General features: G+C 72.6%; 13 protein-coding genes. 12 read left to right on the top strand and 1 reads right to left on the bottom strand.

Annotated features, from left to right (window positions below; all coding sequences use genetic code 11):
* The first annotated feature begins 18 nt into the window (after window positions 1–18).
* The 9 genes from ACFY3L_RS22115 to ACFY3L_RS22075 all read left to right on the top strand — a co-directional run bounded on the left by ACFY3L_RS22115 (window position 19) and on the right by ACFY3L_RS22075 (window position 10,107).
* Window positions 19–558: a flavin reductase family protein gene (locus tag ACFY3L_RS22115; protein WP_389326887.1), complete on the top strand. Its 540-nt coding sequence runs from the start codon at window positions 19–21 to the stop codon at window positions 556–558.
* A complete protein-coding gene (locus tag ACFY3L_RS22110; RefSeq protein WP_389326884.1) occupies window positions 555–1,934 on the top strand; it encodes a cytochrome P450 in 1,380 nt (459 codons plus the stop codon). Before ACFY3L_RS22115 ends, ACFY3L_RS22110 begins: the two co-directional genes overlap by 4 nt.
* 299 nt (window positions 1,935–2,233) lie before the next feature.
* Window positions 2,234–4,210 (top strand): CRTAC1 family protein, encoded by a 1,977-nt coding sequence (locus ACFY3L_RS22105; protein ID WP_389326881.1) that lies wholly within the window; start codon window positions 2,234–2,236, stop codon window positions 4,208–4,210.
* Entirely contained in the window at window positions 4,207–5,208 is a 1,002-nt protein-coding gene (locus ACFY3L_RS22100) for an enediyne biosynthesis protein (RefSeq protein WP_360565905.1), read from the top strand. Before ACFY3L_RS22105 ends, ACFY3L_RS22100 begins: the two co-directional genes overlap by 4 nt.
* A gap of 78 nt (window positions 5,209–5,286) precedes the next feature.
* Window positions 5,287–6,225, top strand: coding sequence for a hypothetical protein (locus tag ACFY3L_RS22095; RefSeq protein ID WP_389326878.1), 939 nt, complete (start codon window positions 5,287–5,289; stop codon window positions 6,223–6,225).
* A gap of 71 nt (window positions 6,226–6,296) precedes the next feature.
* Window positions 6,297–7,163, top strand: a complete 867-nt coding sequence (locus ACFY3L_RS22090) for a maleylpyruvate isomerase N-terminal domain-containing protein (protein WP_389326876.1) — start codon at window positions 6,297–6,299, stop codon at window positions 7,161–7,163.
* Window positions 7,164–7,248: 85 nt separating this feature from the next.
* On the top strand, window positions 7,249–8,019 hold the full coding sequence (locus ACFY3L_RS22085; protein ID WP_389326873.1) for a class I SAM-dependent methyltransferase: 771 nt from the start codon (window positions 7,249–7,251) through the stop codon (window positions 8,017–8,019).
* 12 nt (window positions 8,020–8,031) lie between these two features.
* Complete coding sequence (locus ACFY3L_RS22080) at window positions 8,032–9,360, top strand: cation:proton antiporter (RefSeq protein ID WP_389326871.1); 1,329 nt, start codon at window positions 8,032–8,034, stop codon at window positions 9,358–9,360.
* Between the two features lie 63 nt (window positions 9,361–9,423).
* Window positions 9,424–10,107, top strand: a complete 684-nt coding sequence (locus tag ACFY3L_RS22075; protein WP_389326868.1) for an O-methyltransferase — start codon at window positions 9,424–9,426, stop codon at window positions 10,105–10,107.
* Between the two features lie 72 nt (window positions 10,108–10,179).
* On the opposite strand, the gene ACFY3L_RS22070 is transcribed toward ACFY3L_RS22075, so the two are convergent.
* Window positions 10,180–10,434: a phosphopantetheine-binding protein gene (locus tag ACFY3L_RS22070; protein ID WP_344508689.1), complete on the bottom strand. Its 255-nt coding sequence runs from the start codon at window positions 10,432–10,434 to the stop codon at window positions 10,180–10,182.
* Window positions 10,435–10,589: 155 nt separating this feature from the next.
* Here ACFY3L_RS22070 and ACFY3L_RS22065 point away from each other — a divergent pair, with 155 nt between their 5' ends.
* Genes ACFY3L_RS22065 through ACFY3L_RS22055 form a run of 3 tightly spaced genes read left to right on the top strand, consistent with a single transcriptional unit; the run spans window position 10,590 to window position 16,810 of the window.
* The gene (locus ACFY3L_RS22065) at window positions 10,590–13,694 is read left to right on the top strand and encodes an AMP-binding protein (RefSeq protein WP_389326864.1); all 3,105 of its coding nucleotides are present in this window, start codon (window positions 10,590–10,592) and stop codon (window positions 13,692–13,694) included.
* Complete coding sequence (cmdF, locus tag ACFY3L_RS22060; RefSeq protein ID WP_389326861.1) at window positions 13,678–15,306, top strand: tyrosine 2,3-aminomutase; 1,629 nt, start codon at window positions 13,678–13,680, stop codon at window positions 15,304–15,306. The genes ACFY3L_RS22065 and cmdF overlap by 17 nt, the downstream gene beginning before the upstream one ends.
* 13 nt (window positions 15,307–15,319) lie before the next feature.
* Window positions 15,320–16,810 carry a tryptophan 7-halogenase gene (locus tag ACFY3L_RS22055; protein ID WP_389326857.1) on the top strand — a complete coding sequence of 497 codons (1,491 nt, stop codon included), beginning with the start codon at window positions 15,320–15,322 and terminating at the stop codon, window positions 16,808–16,810.
* The last annotated feature ends 2 nt before the right edge of the window (window positions 16,811–16,812 follow it).

The following is a 16,812-nucleotide window of genomic DNA, read 5'->3' as shown; positions in this document are numbered from 1 at the left end:
CGCGAGCAGGAGGTGCGCGTGGACGTCCAGCCAAGGCCGCCGCTGAACGCGGTGACCGATCCGAAATCGTTGCGGCGGGCCCTGGGGGCGTTCGCCACCGGCGTCACCGTGGTGACCGTCGGCGGCAGCACACCGCACGGCATGACCGCCAACTCCTTCACCCCGGTGTCGCTCGACCCGCCGCTGGTGTCGATCTGCGTCGGGCGGCAGGCGGTCATGCACGGCACCCTCGGCGAGGTCGGCGCGTTCGCCGTGTCGGTGCTCTCCTCGGAGCAGGAGAGCCTGGCCCGGTACTTCGCCGACCGCCGCCGGCCGCTGGGCTGGGCCCAGTTCGACGTCGTCGACTGGGCGCCGGGACCGAACACGGGGGCGCCGCTCGTCGGCGGCGCCCTGGCCCACTTCGAGTGCGCGCTGTGGCGCACGTACGACGGCGGGGACCACACCATCTTCATCGGCGAGGTCCTGTCGATGCACCGCAGCGTCGACGACGAGGCGCTGCTGTTCCACTCCGGCAAGTTCCACCACCTGAGCCAGGAGCGCACCGAGGTGACGACGTGACGACGCTCGACCGCCGGCGGGCTGCCGGGCCGCTGTATCCGCCCAGCAGCCCGCGGATCACCGCCATGGGCATGCTCGTGAAGATGACCCGCGACCGGATCGGCATGATGACCGACGCGGCGAAGGACTACGGCGACGCGTCCCGGCTCGCGGTCGGGCACAAGACGCTGTACTTCTTCAACCACCCCGACCACGCCAAGCACGTGCTCGCCGACAACGCCGGCAACTACCAGAAGGGCATCGGCCTGGTCCACGCCCGCCGGGCGCTCGGCGACGGCCTGCTCACCAGCGAGGGCGAGCTGTGGCGCAAGCAGCGCAAGGTGATCCAGCCGGCGTTCCAGAGCCGGCGGATCGCCGCGCAGGCGGGGGCGGTCGCGGAGGAGGGCGCCAAGCTCGTCGAGCGGCTGCGCCGGCGGGCCGGGACCGGTCCGGTCAACGTCCCGGAGGAGATGACCACGCTGACCCTCGGCGTGCTCGGCCGGACGCTGCTGGACGCCGACCTCAGCCGGTTCGGCGGGATCGGCGAGTCGTTCGCCGCGGTGCAGGACCAGGCGATGTTCGAGCTGGAGACGCTCAGCGCGGTGCCGACCTGGGTGCCGCTGCCCCGGCAGCTGCGCTTCCGCCGGGCCCGCCGGAGCCTGGAGGCCATCGTCGACGAGCTGGTCGGCGGCCGGCGGGCCCGCACCGAGGACCGCGACGACGTGCTGTCGCGGCTCATCGTCTCGGCGGACGCCGAGCCGGACCCGGCCGTCGGCCGCGAGCGGCTGCGCGACGAGCTCGTCACGCTGCTGCTCGCCGGGCACGAGACGACCGCCAGCACGCTCAGCTGGGCGCTGTACCTCATCGGCGAGCACCCGGAGGTGCGGCAGCGGCTGCACGAGGAGGCGGTCGCGGTGCTCGGCGACCGGCTGCCGGTCTTCGAGGACCTGCACCAGCTGCGGTACACCTCGATGGTCCTCGAGGAGGTCATGCGGCTCTACCCGCCGGTGTGGCTGCTGCCGCGCAAGGCCCTCGCGGCGGACGAGGTCGGCGGCTACCGGGTGCCGGCCGGCGCCGACGTGCTCGTGTCGCCGTTCACGCTGCACCGGCACCCGGACTTCTGGCCGGAGCCGGAGCGCTTCGACCCGGAGCGGTTCGACCCGCAGCGCCCGACCGGCACGGCGGAGCGGCCCCGCTACGCGTACATCCCGTTCGGCGCCGGGCCGCGGTTCTGCGTCGGCAACCACCTCGGCATGATGGAGGCGGCGTTCGTGCTCGCGCTGCTGTGCCGGGACCTGAAGCTGGAGAAGGACCCCGGCCACCGGGTGGTCCCCGAGCCGATGCTGTCGCTGCGCATCCGCGGCGGCCTGCCGATGACGGTGACCCTCGCCCGCTGACCGTATGTCCAATGTGGACGCCCGCCGGAGCTGTTGCTCCGGCGGGCGTTTCGCTGTGCGCAAAGGGGTGCGCCGATAGCGTCCCACTAGGGCGTGGCTAGGGTGGGAGATCGACGAACGCCGTTGAGCACTTGCCGAGAAGACTTTGCTCCGGCCCGCCGCAACGATAGCGATAGTTCGATGGATTGCGCCGCAGGAGCGGCGGTCCTCGACCAGCCTGCGGGATCTCCGCCGGTCAATCAGGCAGGTGTCCGGCCGCGCATCCGCGGGCGACATGCCGTCGACCTCAAGGGGGAACTGTGCCACCGCAACCTGTCGGCGTCCTGCGCCGGCTCATCCCAGGCGCCTTCGTCCTGGTGCTCGTCGCCGCGTTGTACGTGGCGGCCCAGCTGCCCGAGGCGTCGGCGGCCACCCGTAACGCCATCGCCGACCGGTACTCCTTCACCGAGCTGCAGATCGCACTCCCACCGGGCCTGCCGCAGCACACAGTGCGCCAGGTCAACCCGAAGTACGAGCACATCAGGGCCTGGATCTCATCGGTCGGCGCCGCCGTCGCGGTCAACGACATCGACGGCAACGGCCGATCCAACGACCTGTGTCTCGTCGACACCCGCAGCGACTCGGCGATCGTGACGCCGGCGCCGCAGGGCGGGGCGACCTACGCGCCGTTCGTGCTGAACCCGGCGCCGCTGCCGACCAGCGCCACGATGGCGCCGATGGGCTGCGTGCCCGGCGACTACAACGCCGACGGCTGGACCGACCTGCTCGTCTACTACTGGGGCCGCACGCCGGTGCTGTACATGCACAAGCCCGGCGCGACCACGCTGGAGATGGCCGCGTTCCGGCCCACCGAGCTGATCGCCGCGTCGAACACGGCGTCCGGCGGCTACGGCGGGCCGCTGTGGAACACCAACGCGGTGAACGTCGCCGACTTCGACGGCGACGGGCACGTGGACATCGGCGTCTTCAACTACTTCCCCGACACCCAGGTCCTCGACCCGCAGGGTGACCCCAACGTCCAGATGAACCACTCGATGTCGCGGGCCGAGAACGCCGGCGGCGCGCACGTGCTGCACTGGGAGGCCGCCAGCAGCGGCGACGAGCCCAGCGTCACGTACGTGGAGCAGAAGGCGATCCCGCCGTCGGCCGCGACCGGCTGGACGCTCGGGGCCGGCTCCGCGGACCTCGACGGCGACCTGCGACCGGAGCTGTACCTCGCCAACGACTTCGGCCGGGACCGCTTCTTCCGCAACGTCTCCACGCCCGGCCAGATCAAGTTCGCCCTCGTCGAGGGGGAGCGCGGTGCCTTCACGCCGAAGTCCCTCGTCGTCGGGCACGACTCCTTCAAGGGCATGTCGATCGAGTTCAGCGACCTGTCCGGCGACGGGCAGTTCGACATGTTCATCAGCAACATCACCACCAGCTGGGGGCTGGAGGAGAGCAACCTCTACTACCAGAACACCGCGGCAAACCCGGCGAAGGCCGCCGCGGCGCTGAAGGACGGCCGGGCGCCGTTCGAGAACAAGGCCGCCTCGGCGAACATCGCCTGGGTCGGCTGGGGCTGGGACGCCAAGGCCGCCGACTTCGACAACAGCGGCCGGCTGTCGCTCGTGCAGACCACCGGCTTCGTCAAGGGCAAGATCAACCGCTGGTCGTGGCTGCAGGAGCTGGCGATGACCAACGACCTGCTGCTGCAGGAGCCGCAGATGTGGCCGAACGCGAAGCCCGGTGACGACATCGCCGGCTCGCAGCCGTTCGCGTTCTGGGCCAAGGAGCCCAACGGCCGGTACGTCAACGTCGCCAAAGAGCTCGGCATGACGTCCGACATCCCGAGCCGCGGCGTCGCGGTCGCCGACGTCGACGGCGACGGCGCCCAGGACTTCGCCATCGCCCGGCAGTGGGGCGCCCCGTCCTACTACCGCAACACCAAGGCCGGCAGCGGCGAGTACCTCAGCCTCAACCTGTACCGCCCGGCGACCGGTGGCGTCTCCGCGACCGGCGGCCTGCCCGGCGCGCCCGCCTACGGCGCCCAGGTGCGCGTCACCACCGCCGACGGCCGCACCCAGGTGTCGCAGCTCGACGGCGGCGGCGGGCACTCCGGCAAGCGCGGCTTCCAGCAGCACTTCGGGCTCGGCGCCAACAACGGCAAGCCGGTCTCGGCCGAGGTGTGCTGGCTGGACAACACCGGCGCCATGCACATGCAGACGCTGCAGCTGAGCCCCGGCCAGCACACCCTCATGTTGACCACGCAAGCCCAGGAGGTGCAGCCGTCATGACCGACGTGCAGCCCCGCGTCAAGCTCCCGACCGAGGCGCCGGTCTCGCCGGCCGTAGCGGTTCCCACCAAGGCGACGGTGACGGTGTCGACCCCGTCGGGCGCGCCGCCGCGCGTGGACGGCCGCGACCCGCGGTACCTCGCACTGCGCAACTTCGCGATCTCCATGAGCATCTTCAACATCCTCGGCTACACCGTGCTCGGCTTCGAGCAGCCGTGGACGTGGCCGCTGTTCTCCCTCGCCATCGGCTACTCGACGGAGCTCGTCGTGGAGTGGATCGCGGCGAAGGCGGAGCGGCGCGCCCCCGGGTACTCCGGCCACGGCGGCTGGGGCCTCTACACGTTCCTGCTGCCGTCGCACATCACCGCGCTCGCGGCGAACATGCTGCTCTACGCCAACGACGTGTACTGGCCGATCGCCTTCGCCGTCGTCGTGGCCGTCGGGCAGAAGGTGCTGTTCCGGGCCCCGATCAAGGGCCGGCTGCGGCACTTCATGAACCCGTCGAACTTCGGCATCACCGTCACGCTGGTGCTGTTCGGCTGGGTCAACGTGGCACCGCCGTACCACTTCACCGAGCACGTCCCGGACGTGATCCGCATCGTGGTGCCGACCGTCATCCTCACCGCCGGCACGATCCTCAACTCGCTGCTGACCAAGCGGGTCGCGCTCATCGTCGGCTGGGTCGGCGCGTTCGTCATCCAGGCGCTGATCCGGCACTACGTGTGGGACGTCGCGCTGTGGGCAGCGCTCGGCCCGATGACGGGCGTCGCGTTCATCCTCTTCACCAACTACATGATCACCGACCCGGGCACCACCCCGACGTCGGGCAAGGCGCAGTTCATGTTCGGCTCCAGCGTCGCGTTCGTCTACGGCGCGCTGCTGCTGGCCAACGTGGTCTACACGCTGTTCTTCGCCGTCACCATCGTCTGTGCCGCCCGCGGCCTGTTCTGGTGGGCGAAGTGGCTGCGGGAGCGCCGGACGGCCGTCATCACCACCTGAGGCAGCACGCCGGCCGGTGCGGGGACAACGGTGTCCCCGCACCGGCCGCGTTCCCATGTCGTCCACAGTGGAGGATCCGTGGCAACCACCCAGCTGCGGACCGGCGTCACGCCGGGCCCGCACCTCACCCCCCGACGCGCCCGCAACGGCCGGGTCGTCCTGTTCAGCATCCTGGCCGGCATCGCACTGGCGGTGCTCTGGTCCTACGAGTTCGTCGACTCGGTCATCGGCGACAACGTCGCCAACAACCTGCTCGGCCACGACGCGAAGAAGACCGCCATCGCCGGCACCACCGCCGGCCTGGTCTTCGCGTTCGTGTCCGGGCTCGCCGGCACCTTCACCGCCTGCAACATCGCTATGGCGGCGTCCGTCGGCCCGCTGTCACAGGCCGGCGCCGGCCAGCGCGGCGGCCCGCTGCGGCGGCTCCTGCGCCCGCTCGGGTGGCTCACCGTCGGCATGGTGGCGGTGTCGGCGGTGTACGGCTTCGTCGGCGTCCTGCTCGGCGACCGGCTGCCGCAGCTGTCCACCGACAAGGTCGGCGACGTGCCGGTCCGGCTCCTGCAGTCCTCGGTCGTCTTCGGCCTCATCGGCCTCGCCCTGATCTACCTGGGCCTGGCCGCGCTCGGCGTCCTGCCGGACCTGTTCCGCGACCGGCCCACCGCCCGCGTCGTCGTCCTCGGCGGCCTCGTCGGCGGCTTCCTCATCGGCCGGCCGTACCCGTTGTTCAACAAGCTCTTCCACTACGCGGCGGACACCGACAACCCGCTCTACGGCTCGCTCGCCTTCGTGCTGCAGTCGGTGGGCAACGTCGTGTTCGTCGCGGCCGTCTTCGCCGTCGTCGTGCTCCTCACCCGGGGGCGCTTCCTGTCGTGGCTCGGCGCGAGCCCGCGGCGGGCCGCCGTGGTGACGGGCAGCCTGCTCGTCGCGCTCGGCGTGTTCAACGTCGTCTACTGGGACGTCCGCCTGCCGGCGATGTTCGGCATCGGATGGTTCCCCACCATGTGGTACAACGCCTGACCTCTCACGTCCCTTCGTGCACTCGGGGTCGCGTCCGCGGCCCCGAATACGACTTCCGCGGATGGTGACCCATGACCGTCGTCGTGCTCCAGGACCGCTGGCAGCAGACCCGCACCGCCGTCGCGGACACGGGCCGGCGCTTCGAGTCGCTGGTCAACTGGGCCCCCGACCCCGCGGCGATGGCGACCGCGGAGTGGTCCATCGCCGACTCCGCCGCCCACGTGCTGTCCATCGCCAAGCTGTGCCTGCTGCTGCTGGACCCCGACGCGCCGCCGCTGCCCGTGCCGGGCCTGCGCGAGCTGCTCTCCGGCACCAACGTCGACACCGTGGCGGACGCCAACTCCCGCGTCATGCGGCACCTGACCGAGCGCGACCCGCGGGTCGTCACGCGCGAGCTGCGCACCGCGATCGAGCGCATCCTGCTCGTCACCCGCGACGCCGACCCGGCCTCGACCGTCACGTGGCTGGGCGACGCGCAGGTGACCGTCGCCGGCGTGCTGGCCCACCTCGTCAACGAGATGCTGGTGCACGGCTGGGACATGGCGCGCGCGGCCGGCCTGCCGTGGCCGATGCCCGACGCAGACGCCGCCCTCTTCTTCGAGCTGTTCCTCGTCGACATGATCCGCAACTCGTACGGCGCGCTGCTCAACCAGGCGGTCCGCATGCCGCGGCACCGCATCGCCGTCGAGTTCCGCTCGGTGCACACCGCGACGGCCATCCTGCAGCTGCACGAGGGCCGGGTCAGCGTCGCGCCGCCCGGCGACCCCTACGACGTCAGCCTGACGTTCCGCCCGGCGCGCTTCAACCTCATGCTCTTCGGCCGCATCAGCGCCCTGCGCGCCGCCGCCGGCCGGGACGTGGTGGTCGGCGGGCCGCGTCCGTGGCGGCTGCGGTCGTTCCTCCGCGTCGTACACATGCCGAACAACGCCAGGCCGTGAGGCTCAGGTCCGCACAGCAGCGGAAGCCAGCGCGACCCCGGGAATCGAAGAATAGGTGCAGATCCGCTCATCCACGGAGGTTGCAATGGCATTCGAGCAGGACCGGACGCAGACCCATGCCGGGTGGAGCCAGGACCACACCGAGATCTACGATCTCGTCTTCCGCAGCCGCGGCAAGAGCTTCGAGGCCGAGGCCGACGACATCGCCGCGCACGTGCGCGCCCGCCACCCCGGCGCCACCACCCTGCTCGACGTCGCCAGCGGCACCGGCGCGCACCTGGTGCGCTACGCCGAGGTGTTCGAGCACGTCGAAGGCGTCGAGCTGGCCCCCGCGATGCGCGTCGTCGCCCAGCGCAAGCTGCCCGGCGTCGCGGTGCACGCCGGCGACATGCGCGACTTCGACCTGGGCCGCACGTTCGACGCGGTGGTGTGCCTCGGCAACTCGGTCGCGTGCATGGCCTCCACCGCCGAGCTCGACACCGCGATCGCCCGGATGGCCGCGCACCTGGAGCCCGGCGGGGTCCTGATCGTGGAGCCCGGCTGGTTCCCCGAGCAGTTCCTCGACGGCTACGTCGGCGGGCACCTGGTCCGCGAGCCCGGCCGGGTCATCTCCCGCGTCACCCACTCGACCCGCGACGGCCTCGCCACCCGGGTCGAGATCCGCTTCACCGTCGCCACGTCCGAGGGCGGCATCAGGGAGTGGACCGACTACTTCTACATGAACCTGTTCACCCGCGAGGAGTACACCGCCGCGTTCGAGAAGGCGGGCTGCGCCGTGGAGTTCCTCGACATCCCGTGGCGGCTCGGCACCGACCCGCACAACGCCCCCGGCCTGTTCGCCGGCGTGCGCAAGTAGGGCGGCGCCACGGTGACCATCGTTCCTCCGCTCGCCCCGCACCAGATGATCGCGTTCGTCGTGGCGCTCGCCGTGCTGCTGCTGACCGCGCGGCTGCTCGGTGCGCTCGCCGAACGTGTCAGGATGCCGGCCGTGGTCGGTGAGCTCGCCGCGGGTGTGCTCATCGGCCCGTCGGTGCTCGGGCACCTCGCCCCGGGCGTCACCGAGCGGTTGTTCGGCTCGCCGGCGCAGATGCACCTCGTCGACGCCGTCGGCCAGCTCGGCGTGCTGCTGCTCGTCGCCGTCACCGGCACCCACCTCGACCCGGGCCTGCTGCGCCGGCTCCGCGTCACGGCCGCCACCGTCAGCCTCGGCGGGCTGCTGCTGCCGCTCGCCGCCGGCATCGCTCTCGGGTACGTGCTGCCGCTGCCGGTCGTGCCGGGAGGCCCCGGCGATCGCGGGGTGTTCGCGCTGTTCATCGGCGTGGCGATGTGCGTGTCGGCGATCCCGGTGATCGCCAAGACGCTCACCGACATGCGCCTGCTGCACCGCAACATCGGGCAGCTCACGCTCGCCGCCGCGTTCATCGACGACGCGCTCGGCTGGCTGCTGCTGTCGGTGGTCGCGGCCGCCGCGACCGTCGGGGTCAGCGCCGGCACCGTCACGGCCTCGGTGCTGTACCTCGTCGGTTTCCTCGCCTTCGCCGCCACCCTCGGCCGGCTGCTGGTGCGCAAGCTGATGGCGGCCGCTGCGAACCGGCCCGCCGACACCCCGGCGGTCGCCACCGCGGTCGTCCTCGTGCTGCTCGGCGCCGCGACCACGCAGGCGCTGGGCATGGAGCCGGTGTTCGGGGCGTTCGTGGCCGGTCTGCTGATCACCGGCGCCCGCGCCGCCCAGCCGAAGCTGGCGGGGCTGCGCACCGTGGTCTCCGCCGTCCTCGCCCCGCTGTTCCTGGCGACCGCCGGGCTGCGCATGGACCTCACGGCGCTGGCCCGCCCGCAGGTCGCGCTGACGGCCGCGGCGGTGCTGGCGGTGGCGATCGCGGGCAAGTTCGCCGGCGCGTACCTCGGTGCGCGGCTGCGGAAGCTCACCCGGTGGGAGAGCCTGGCCCTCGGTGCCGGGATGAACTCCCGCGGCGTCATCGAGGTGATCGTGGCGCTGACCGGGCTGCGCCTCAAGGTGCTCGACACGGCCGGGTACACGGTGATCGTGCTGGTCGCGATCGTCACGTCGGTCGTCGCCCCGCCACTGCTGCGGCACGCCATGAACCGCATCGCCGGCACCGAGGACGAGCGGCTGCGCGAGATCGACCACGACATGTGGAGCGGCCTGATCCCGGCGAACGGCCGCACCGACCGCTAGCGTCCATGGTGGACAGCACGGGCACGGATGCGTCCCAGCGCATCCACAGTGGACGATGATGGTATGACCACCGGGATCCAGGACACCAAGCATCTGCTCGCCGGTCAGGACGTCGGCGACTACGTGGCGGCCTGCACGACACCGCCGGGGCAGGCCGTCACCGGGCTCATCGCCCGCGCCGGCGAGCTCGGCGACGAGGCCGGGATGATGGCGACCGCCGCGCAGGCGACCCTGCTGACGATGCTCGCCCGGCTGGTGCCGGCGCGGCTGGCCGTCGACATCGGCACCTTCACCGGGCTGTCCGCCCTCGCCCTCGCCGAAGGTGTCGGCGCGGGCGGCCGGGTCGTCACCTGCGACGTGTCCGACCGGTGGCTGCCCCTGGCGCGCGAGCACTGGGACCGGGCCGGGGTGGCGGACCGCATCGACTTCCGGCTCGGCGCGGCCGGGCGGACCCTCGCCGGGTTCGAGCCCGGCAGCGTCGACCTCGTCTTCGTCGACGCGGACAAGATGAGCTACCCGCGCTACCACGCGCTCGCGGTGCCGCTGCTGCGCCCGGGCGGGCTGCTCGTCGCCGACAACGTGCTGCTCGACGGCTGGGTCGTCGACCCGTCCCGGGCCGGCACCCCGGCGCAGCGGCGGTGCGCCGAGACCCTGCGCGCCTTCAACGCCGCGCTCGCCGCCGACGAGCGCCTCGACGCCGTGATGCTGCCGCTCGCCGACGGGCTGACGATCGCGCGCAAGCGGTAGCGGGACGACGAACGGCGTGCACGCCCCGGGGCGTGCACGCCGTTCGTCGTGTCTGTCGCTTGTGGACGCCGCTCAGCTCGTCAGCGCGACGACGGCCTTCGTGAACGTGGCCAGGTCCGGGTCCTCGAACAGCAGGCCGAAGTCGACGGTGACGCCGAGCTCGTCCTCCAGCCGGCCGACGATGCGGACCGCCGAGATGGACTGGCCGTGCAGCTCGAAGAAGGTCAGGTGCTGCCCGCCCTCGGGCATGCCGAGAACGTCCCGCCACACCTCTTCGACGCGCTGCTCGACGACGGACGGATCTGCCGCGCCAGTGTTCTGCACCATGGGACGTGCTCCTTCCAGGCAGGTGACTCCCCGCTCATCGTCGGCACCGCAGCCATCGACGCGCATCCTTCGAAATGCGCTGTGTGCCCCGCATTCCTTGAGAAGCAATCGATGTCCGCTGCGTGTGACGATTCGTCCGTCGTAAGGAGGACGCGATGAACGGATCGCCGGCCCGCTGGTGGGTGCTGGAGCGCCTCGCGCCGGGCACCGCCGCGACGCGCGTCTGCCGCGGCTTCGCCGTGAGCGGCCCCGTGGACATCGACGCGCTGCGCGCCGCCTGGCTCGCGGTGTTGTCCGCGCACGAGCCGCTGCGCACCACCGTGACCGATGCCGATGCCGATGCCGATTTCGATGCGTTGCCGGTGCCGGTGATCGCGGCCGCCGAGCCCGCGTCGTTCACGGTCCTCGACGCGCCCGCACCGCTCGCCTGGGAAGGGTTCCCGGCCCGCCTGATCCTGACCCGCACCGGGCCGGACCGGCACCGGGTGACGGTCGTGCTGCACCGTACGGTGGCCGACGACGACACGATGGACCTCGTCGTCGAGGAGCTGTCGCAGCGCCTTGCCGGCGCGGCGCCGCGGTCCCCGCGCACCGAGCCCCACCGCGGCTGGGACGCCGACGCGCTGCGCTGGTGGCAGGGCGCGGTCCGCCCCACGCCGCCGGTGAGCCACCCGCTCGGCCCGGACCGCGACACCACCCCCGTGGCGCCGGGCGGTGCGGTCGGCTTCGACTGGGGGCCGGAGGCCGCGGCCGTCGTCACGGGGTTCGCCCGCGACACCGGCACCACCCCGTTCGCCGTCCTCCTCGCGGCGCTGCAGTCGCTGCTGTGCCGCTACGACGGCGGCGCCCTGGTCACCGTCGGCGCCCCGGTCAGCCTCCGCCCGGCCGGTGCCCCGCGCGTCGCCGGCGCGTTCGACAACCTGCTCGTGCTCCCGGGGGACCTGGCCGGCGCCGGCACGTTCCGGGCGCGGGTCCTGCGCGCCGCCGCCACCACGGACGCCGCCCTGGCGCACCGCGAGCTGCCCTATGGCGAGCTGCTGCGGGCCCTGGACGCCCACGGTGACGCCCGCCCGGTGCCGTTGTGCGACGCCGTCCTGGCCGTGCGGGAGACGCCCGAGGCGGTGCTGCGCCTGCCCGGCGCGGTGGTCCGCCCCGAGCCGGTGGACACCGGCTGGGCGACCTGCGACCTGACACTGACCGCCACCGTCGACCCGGCACTCGGGCTGAGCGGCACGCTCGGCTTCCGCGGCGAGGACCAGCGACCCGCCGCGGCCGCGCTCCTCGAGCAGCTGCGCACCCTCCTGCTGGCCGCGATCGCCGACCCCGACGGGGACGCCCGCACCCTGCCGATGGACGCCGCGGTGGCCCCGTGGGTGCCCGGCCCGCCGGCGGACCCGCACGCGGACGCGCCGCTCGTGCACGAGGCGGTGCGGGCCGTCGCGCACCGCATCCCGGCCACCGCCGCGGTCTCGGACGCGGCGGGGGGCGTCTCCCTCGGCTACGGCGACCTCGAGCGCTCCGTCGCGGCCGTCGCCGCGCACCTGCGCGCGGCCGGGGCCGGCGGGCGCGCCGTCGCGGTGCGCATGGCGCCCGGCCCGCGGCAGATCGTCGCGTCGCTCGCCGCGCTGCGCGCCGGAGGGCACCTGCTGTGGTTCGGGACCGGCGACGCGGGCGAGCGCGGCCGCACCGCCCTGCGCGAGCTTCGCCCCGCGTGCCTGCTGGTCGACGGCGGCGGCGAGACCGACCCCCTCGCGGGCTGGTACCGCGCCGAGATCCACGGCCTCGTCCTCGACGTCGGCTCCCTGACGGCGGACCCGCCGGCCGGTGCCCCCGCCGCGCCCGTGGTGCGGCGGGACGGGACCGCCTACGTCGCCTACACGTCGGGCTCCACCGGCAAGCCGAAGGGCATCGCGCAGACGCACGGCGCGTTCGCGCAGTTCGCCGCGTGGATGGCCGCGACGTTCGACCTGCGCCCCGGCGCCCGGGTCGCGCACTGGGTGGCCCCGGAGCACGACCCGAGCCTCTACGAGGCGTTCGCCGCGCTGATCTCCGGCGCCACCCTGTGCCCCGTGCCGCAGCGTGTCCGCGTGCACCCCGAGCGGTTCACCGAATGGCTCGCCGCCGAGCGGATCACGTTCCTGCAGACGGTGCCGAGCTTCGCCAAGGAGCTGCTGGCGCCGATGACCGCCGCGTCCGGCCGGCTCGGGGCGCTGCGGCACCTGGTGCTCATGGGCGAGGCGCTGCCGGCCGCCCTCGCCGACGGGCTGCGCGCCGCGCTGCCGGGCCTGCGACTGTCCAATGTGTACGGCCCGACGGAGACGGTCGCGGCGACGTGGGCGGCGATCGACGCGCCGGTCCACGGCATGGCACCGATCGGGCGGGCCATCCCCGGCCGGGAGGTCCTGGTGCTCGACGAGGCCGACCGGCCCTGCCCGGCCGGCGTCACCGGCGAGATCGTGATCCGCAGCCCGTACGTGGCCGACGGCTACGTCGGCGCGCCGCCGGGCCCGGCGTTCCGCCCGCTGGACGGCGCGGACCCCGGCATCGGGGTGTACCGGACCGGTGACCTCGCCCGGCGCCGGCACGACGGGCGGCTGGAGTTCCGCGGCCGCAAGGACTTCCAGGTGAAGCTGCTCGGCAACCGGATCGAGCTGGCCGAGGTCGAGGAGGCCCTGGCCCGGCACGAGTCGGTGGCCGAGTGCGCGGTCGTGCCGGCCACCGACGGGGACGGCCTCGTCGTCGGCCTGGTCGCCCACGTGGTGCCGGCGCCCGGGACGGACCCGGCCGTCGCCGCCTGGCGCGCCCACCTGCGCCGGCGCTTCGGCGCCGCGCTGGTGCTGGTGCAGTTCGAACCGATGACCGGCCCCCTGCCGCGCAACGTCGCCGGCAAGGTCGACCGGTCCCGGCTGCCCGCCCGGCTACCCCAGGGGAGCCGGGAACCCGCCGCCGATCGCCCGTGGACGTGGGCGGAGACCGCGGTGGCGCAGCTGTGGCAGGACGTGCTCGGTGCGCCGCCCGCCGGCCCCGGCGCGTCGTTCACCGCGGCCGGCGCCGGCTCCCTGGACGCGCTGCGGCTCGCTGGCCTGATCCGTAAGCGGTTCGGCGTCGACGTGCCCCTGCAGCAGTGCCTCACCAACCCAACGCTGACCGGACTGGCCACCGCGATCGTGGCCGCGGGTGCCCGCCAGGACGTCGCGGCCGGGCACCCGCCGTCGCGGCCACACCGAACCGAAGGAGAGTGCGTTGAATCAGCAGTCTGAACAGGCCGTCGTGTTCGACGGCGAGACCCTCGACATCCCGGGCGTCAGGCGGGTCGCCGAGGAGCACGCGCCGGTCCAGGTCGCCACCTCGTCGCTGGAGCGGGCGACCAAGAGCCGCCGGATGTTCGAGGACATCGTCGCGCAGGAGATCCCCATCTACGGGGTGACGACCGGCTACGGCGAGATGATCTACATGCTGGTGTCCACCTCGAACGAGACCGAGCTGCAGACCAACCTGGTGCGCAGCCACAGCGCCGGCGTCGGGCCGCTGTTCGCCGAGGACGAGGCCCGCGCCATCCTCTCCGCCCGGCTCAACGCGCTCGCGAAGGGGTACTCCGCGGTGCGCCCCGACGTGCTGGAGCGGCTCGCGCTCTACCTCAACCTCGGCCTGACGCCGGCGATCCCGGAGATCGGCTCGCTCGGCGCCAGCGGTGACCTGGCGACGCTGTCGCACATCGCGAGCACCGTCATCGGCGAGGGCTACCTGCTGCAGGACGGCAAGAAGGTCCCGACCGGGCCGGTCCTGCGCGAGCACGGGATCGAGCCGCTGCAGCTGCAGTTCAAGGAGGGCCTCGCGCTGATCAACGGCACCTCCGGCATGACCGGCCTCGGCGCGCTCGTCGTGGGCCGGGCGATGACCCAGGTCCGCCAGCACGAGCTGGTGACCGCGCTGGTCATCGAGACGCTGCAGGGCTCCACCAGCCCGTTCCTGCCGGCCGGCCACGACATCGCCCGGCCGCACCAGGGGCAGATCGACACGGCCGCGAACATGCGCGCGCTGATGGCCGGCAGCCGGCTCACCGTCGAGCACGCCGACCTGCGCCGCCAGGTCGCCGACGCGGGCGAGAAGGCCGGCGGCGACGGCAAGCTGCACGCCGACGGGGTGCAGCGCACGAAGATCTACCTGCAGAAGGCGTACTCGCTGCGGGCGATCCCGCAGATCCTCGGCTCCGTCCGGGACACCCTCTACCACGCGACGACGAAGCTCGACATCGAGCTGAACTCGGCGAACGACAACCCGCTGTTCTTCGAGGGGCAGGAGATCTTCCACGGCGCCAACTTCCACGGCCAGCCGATCGCGTTCGTGATGGACTTCGTCACGATCGCGCTCACCCAGCTCGGGGTGCTGTCCGAGCGGCAGTCCAACCGGCTGTTCAACCGGCACCTGTCCTACGGCCTGCCGGAGTTCCTGGTCGCCGGCGACCCGGGGCTCAACAGCGGCTTCGCCGGCGCGCAGTACCCGGCGACCGCGCTCATCGCCGAGAACCGCACCATCGGGCCCGCCAGCACGCAGAGCGTGCCGTCCAACGGCGACAACCAGGACGTCGTCAGCATGGGCCTCATCTCCGCCCGCAACGCCCGCCGGGTGCTGCAGAACAACGAGAAGATCCTGGCCGTGGAGTACCTCGCGGCGGCGCAGGCGGTCGACATCTCCAAGCGCTACGACGGGCTGAGCCCCGCGGCGAAGGCGACCTACGACCACGTCCGCTCGCTGGTGCCGACCCTGGACCACGACCGCTACATGTCCGACGACATCGAGATCGTCGCCGCGGCGCTGGCCCGGGGCGAGTTCGTCGCCGCGGTCGCGGCCGCCGACGTCGAGCTGCGCTAGAAGGGCATTGATCATGACCTCTGAAACCTTCGACGTCGTGGTGGTCGGCGGTGGGCCGTGCGGCTCCACGGTCTCCACCCTGGTGGCGCAGCAGGGCCACCGCGTGCTCGTGCTGGAGCGGGAGCGGTTCCCCCGCTACCAGATCGGCGAGTCGCTGCTGCCCTCGACCGTGCACGGCATCTGCAAGTTGCTCGGGGTGACCGAGGAGCTGGCCGCGGCCGGCTTCCCGATCAAGCACGGCGGGACGTTCCGCTGGGGCAGCAACCCGGAGCCGTGGACGTTCGACTTCTCGCTGTCGCAGAACTTCGCCGGCGACTCCTCCACCGGCTACCAGGTCGAGCGGATGAAGTTCGACAAGATCCTGCTCGACAACGCCCGGGCCAAGGGCGTCGACGTGCGCGAGGAGTCGACGGTCGTCGACGTCATCGAGGAGGACGGCCGGGTCTGCGGGGTCCGGTACACCGACGCCGGCGGCGAGCGCCACGAGGTGCGCAGCCGCTACGTTGTGGACGCGTCCGGCAACACCAGCCGGATCCACGGCCACAGCGGCGGCAAGCGGGTCTACTCCGACTTCTTCCGCAACCTGGCGCTGTTCGGCTACTTCGAGGGCGGCAAGCGCCTCGACCCGCCGTACTCGGGCAATATCCTCGCGGTCGCCTTCGAGGCCGGCTGGTTCTGGTACATCCCGCTCAGCGACACCCTGACCAGTGTCGGCGCGGTGCTGCTGCCGGAGGAGCTGGAGCGCGTCCAGGGCGACAAGGAGAAGGCGCTGCTCGGGCTGATCGAGCAGTGCCCGCTCATCGCGGACATGCTGTCCGACGCGACGCGCGTCACGACCGGGGTCTACGGCGACATCCGGGTCCGCAAGGACTACTCCTACCTCCAGGAGCGCTTCTGGAAGCCGGGTCTGGTGCTCGCCGGCGACGCGGCCTGCTTCATCGACCCGGTCTTCTCCCAGGGCGTGCACCTGGCGACGTACGGGGCGCTGCTCGCCGCCAGGTCGCTGAACACGGCGCTGGCCGAGGGGACGGACATCCCCGAGGAGACCGTCTTCAGCGAGTTCGAGCACCGCTACCGCGCCGAGTACAGCCGGTTCCACGACTTCCTGGTCGCGTTCTACGACATGCACCAGGACGAGGAGTCGTACTTCTGGAAGGCGAAGAAGGTGACGGCCGAGACGACGCCGGCGGCGGAGTCGTTCGTCAACCTCGTCGGCGGCGGCGCCTCGCAGGAGGGCGCGCTCGTCGACCCCGAGACGTACACCGCTCGGGCGGAGGCGGCGCAGGAGCTGTCCGCGGCGATCGACCGCAGGGTCGAGGGCGCGGGCAACCAGGAGATCCTCAACACCTCGCTGGTCCGGTCGATCGTCAAGGAGGGCCACCAGATCCAGATCCAGGCGGCGCTCGGCCGCAGCGACCGCCCCACGCCGCCCGTCCGCGACGGCGGGCTGGTGCCGTCGGCGGACGGCATGCACTGGTCGCTCCCGACGCCGAAGGAGGCGTGACG

This window comes from Dactylosporangium sp. NPDC000521 (assembly GCF_042898305.1).
In the GTDB taxonomy this organism is placed as follows: Bacteria; Actinomycetota; Actinomycetes; order Mycobacteriales; family Micromonosporaceae; genus Dactylosporangium.
The sequence above is the reverse complement of the archived record's forward strand: the minus strand, read 5'-3'. Positions and strand labels throughout refer to the sequence as shown.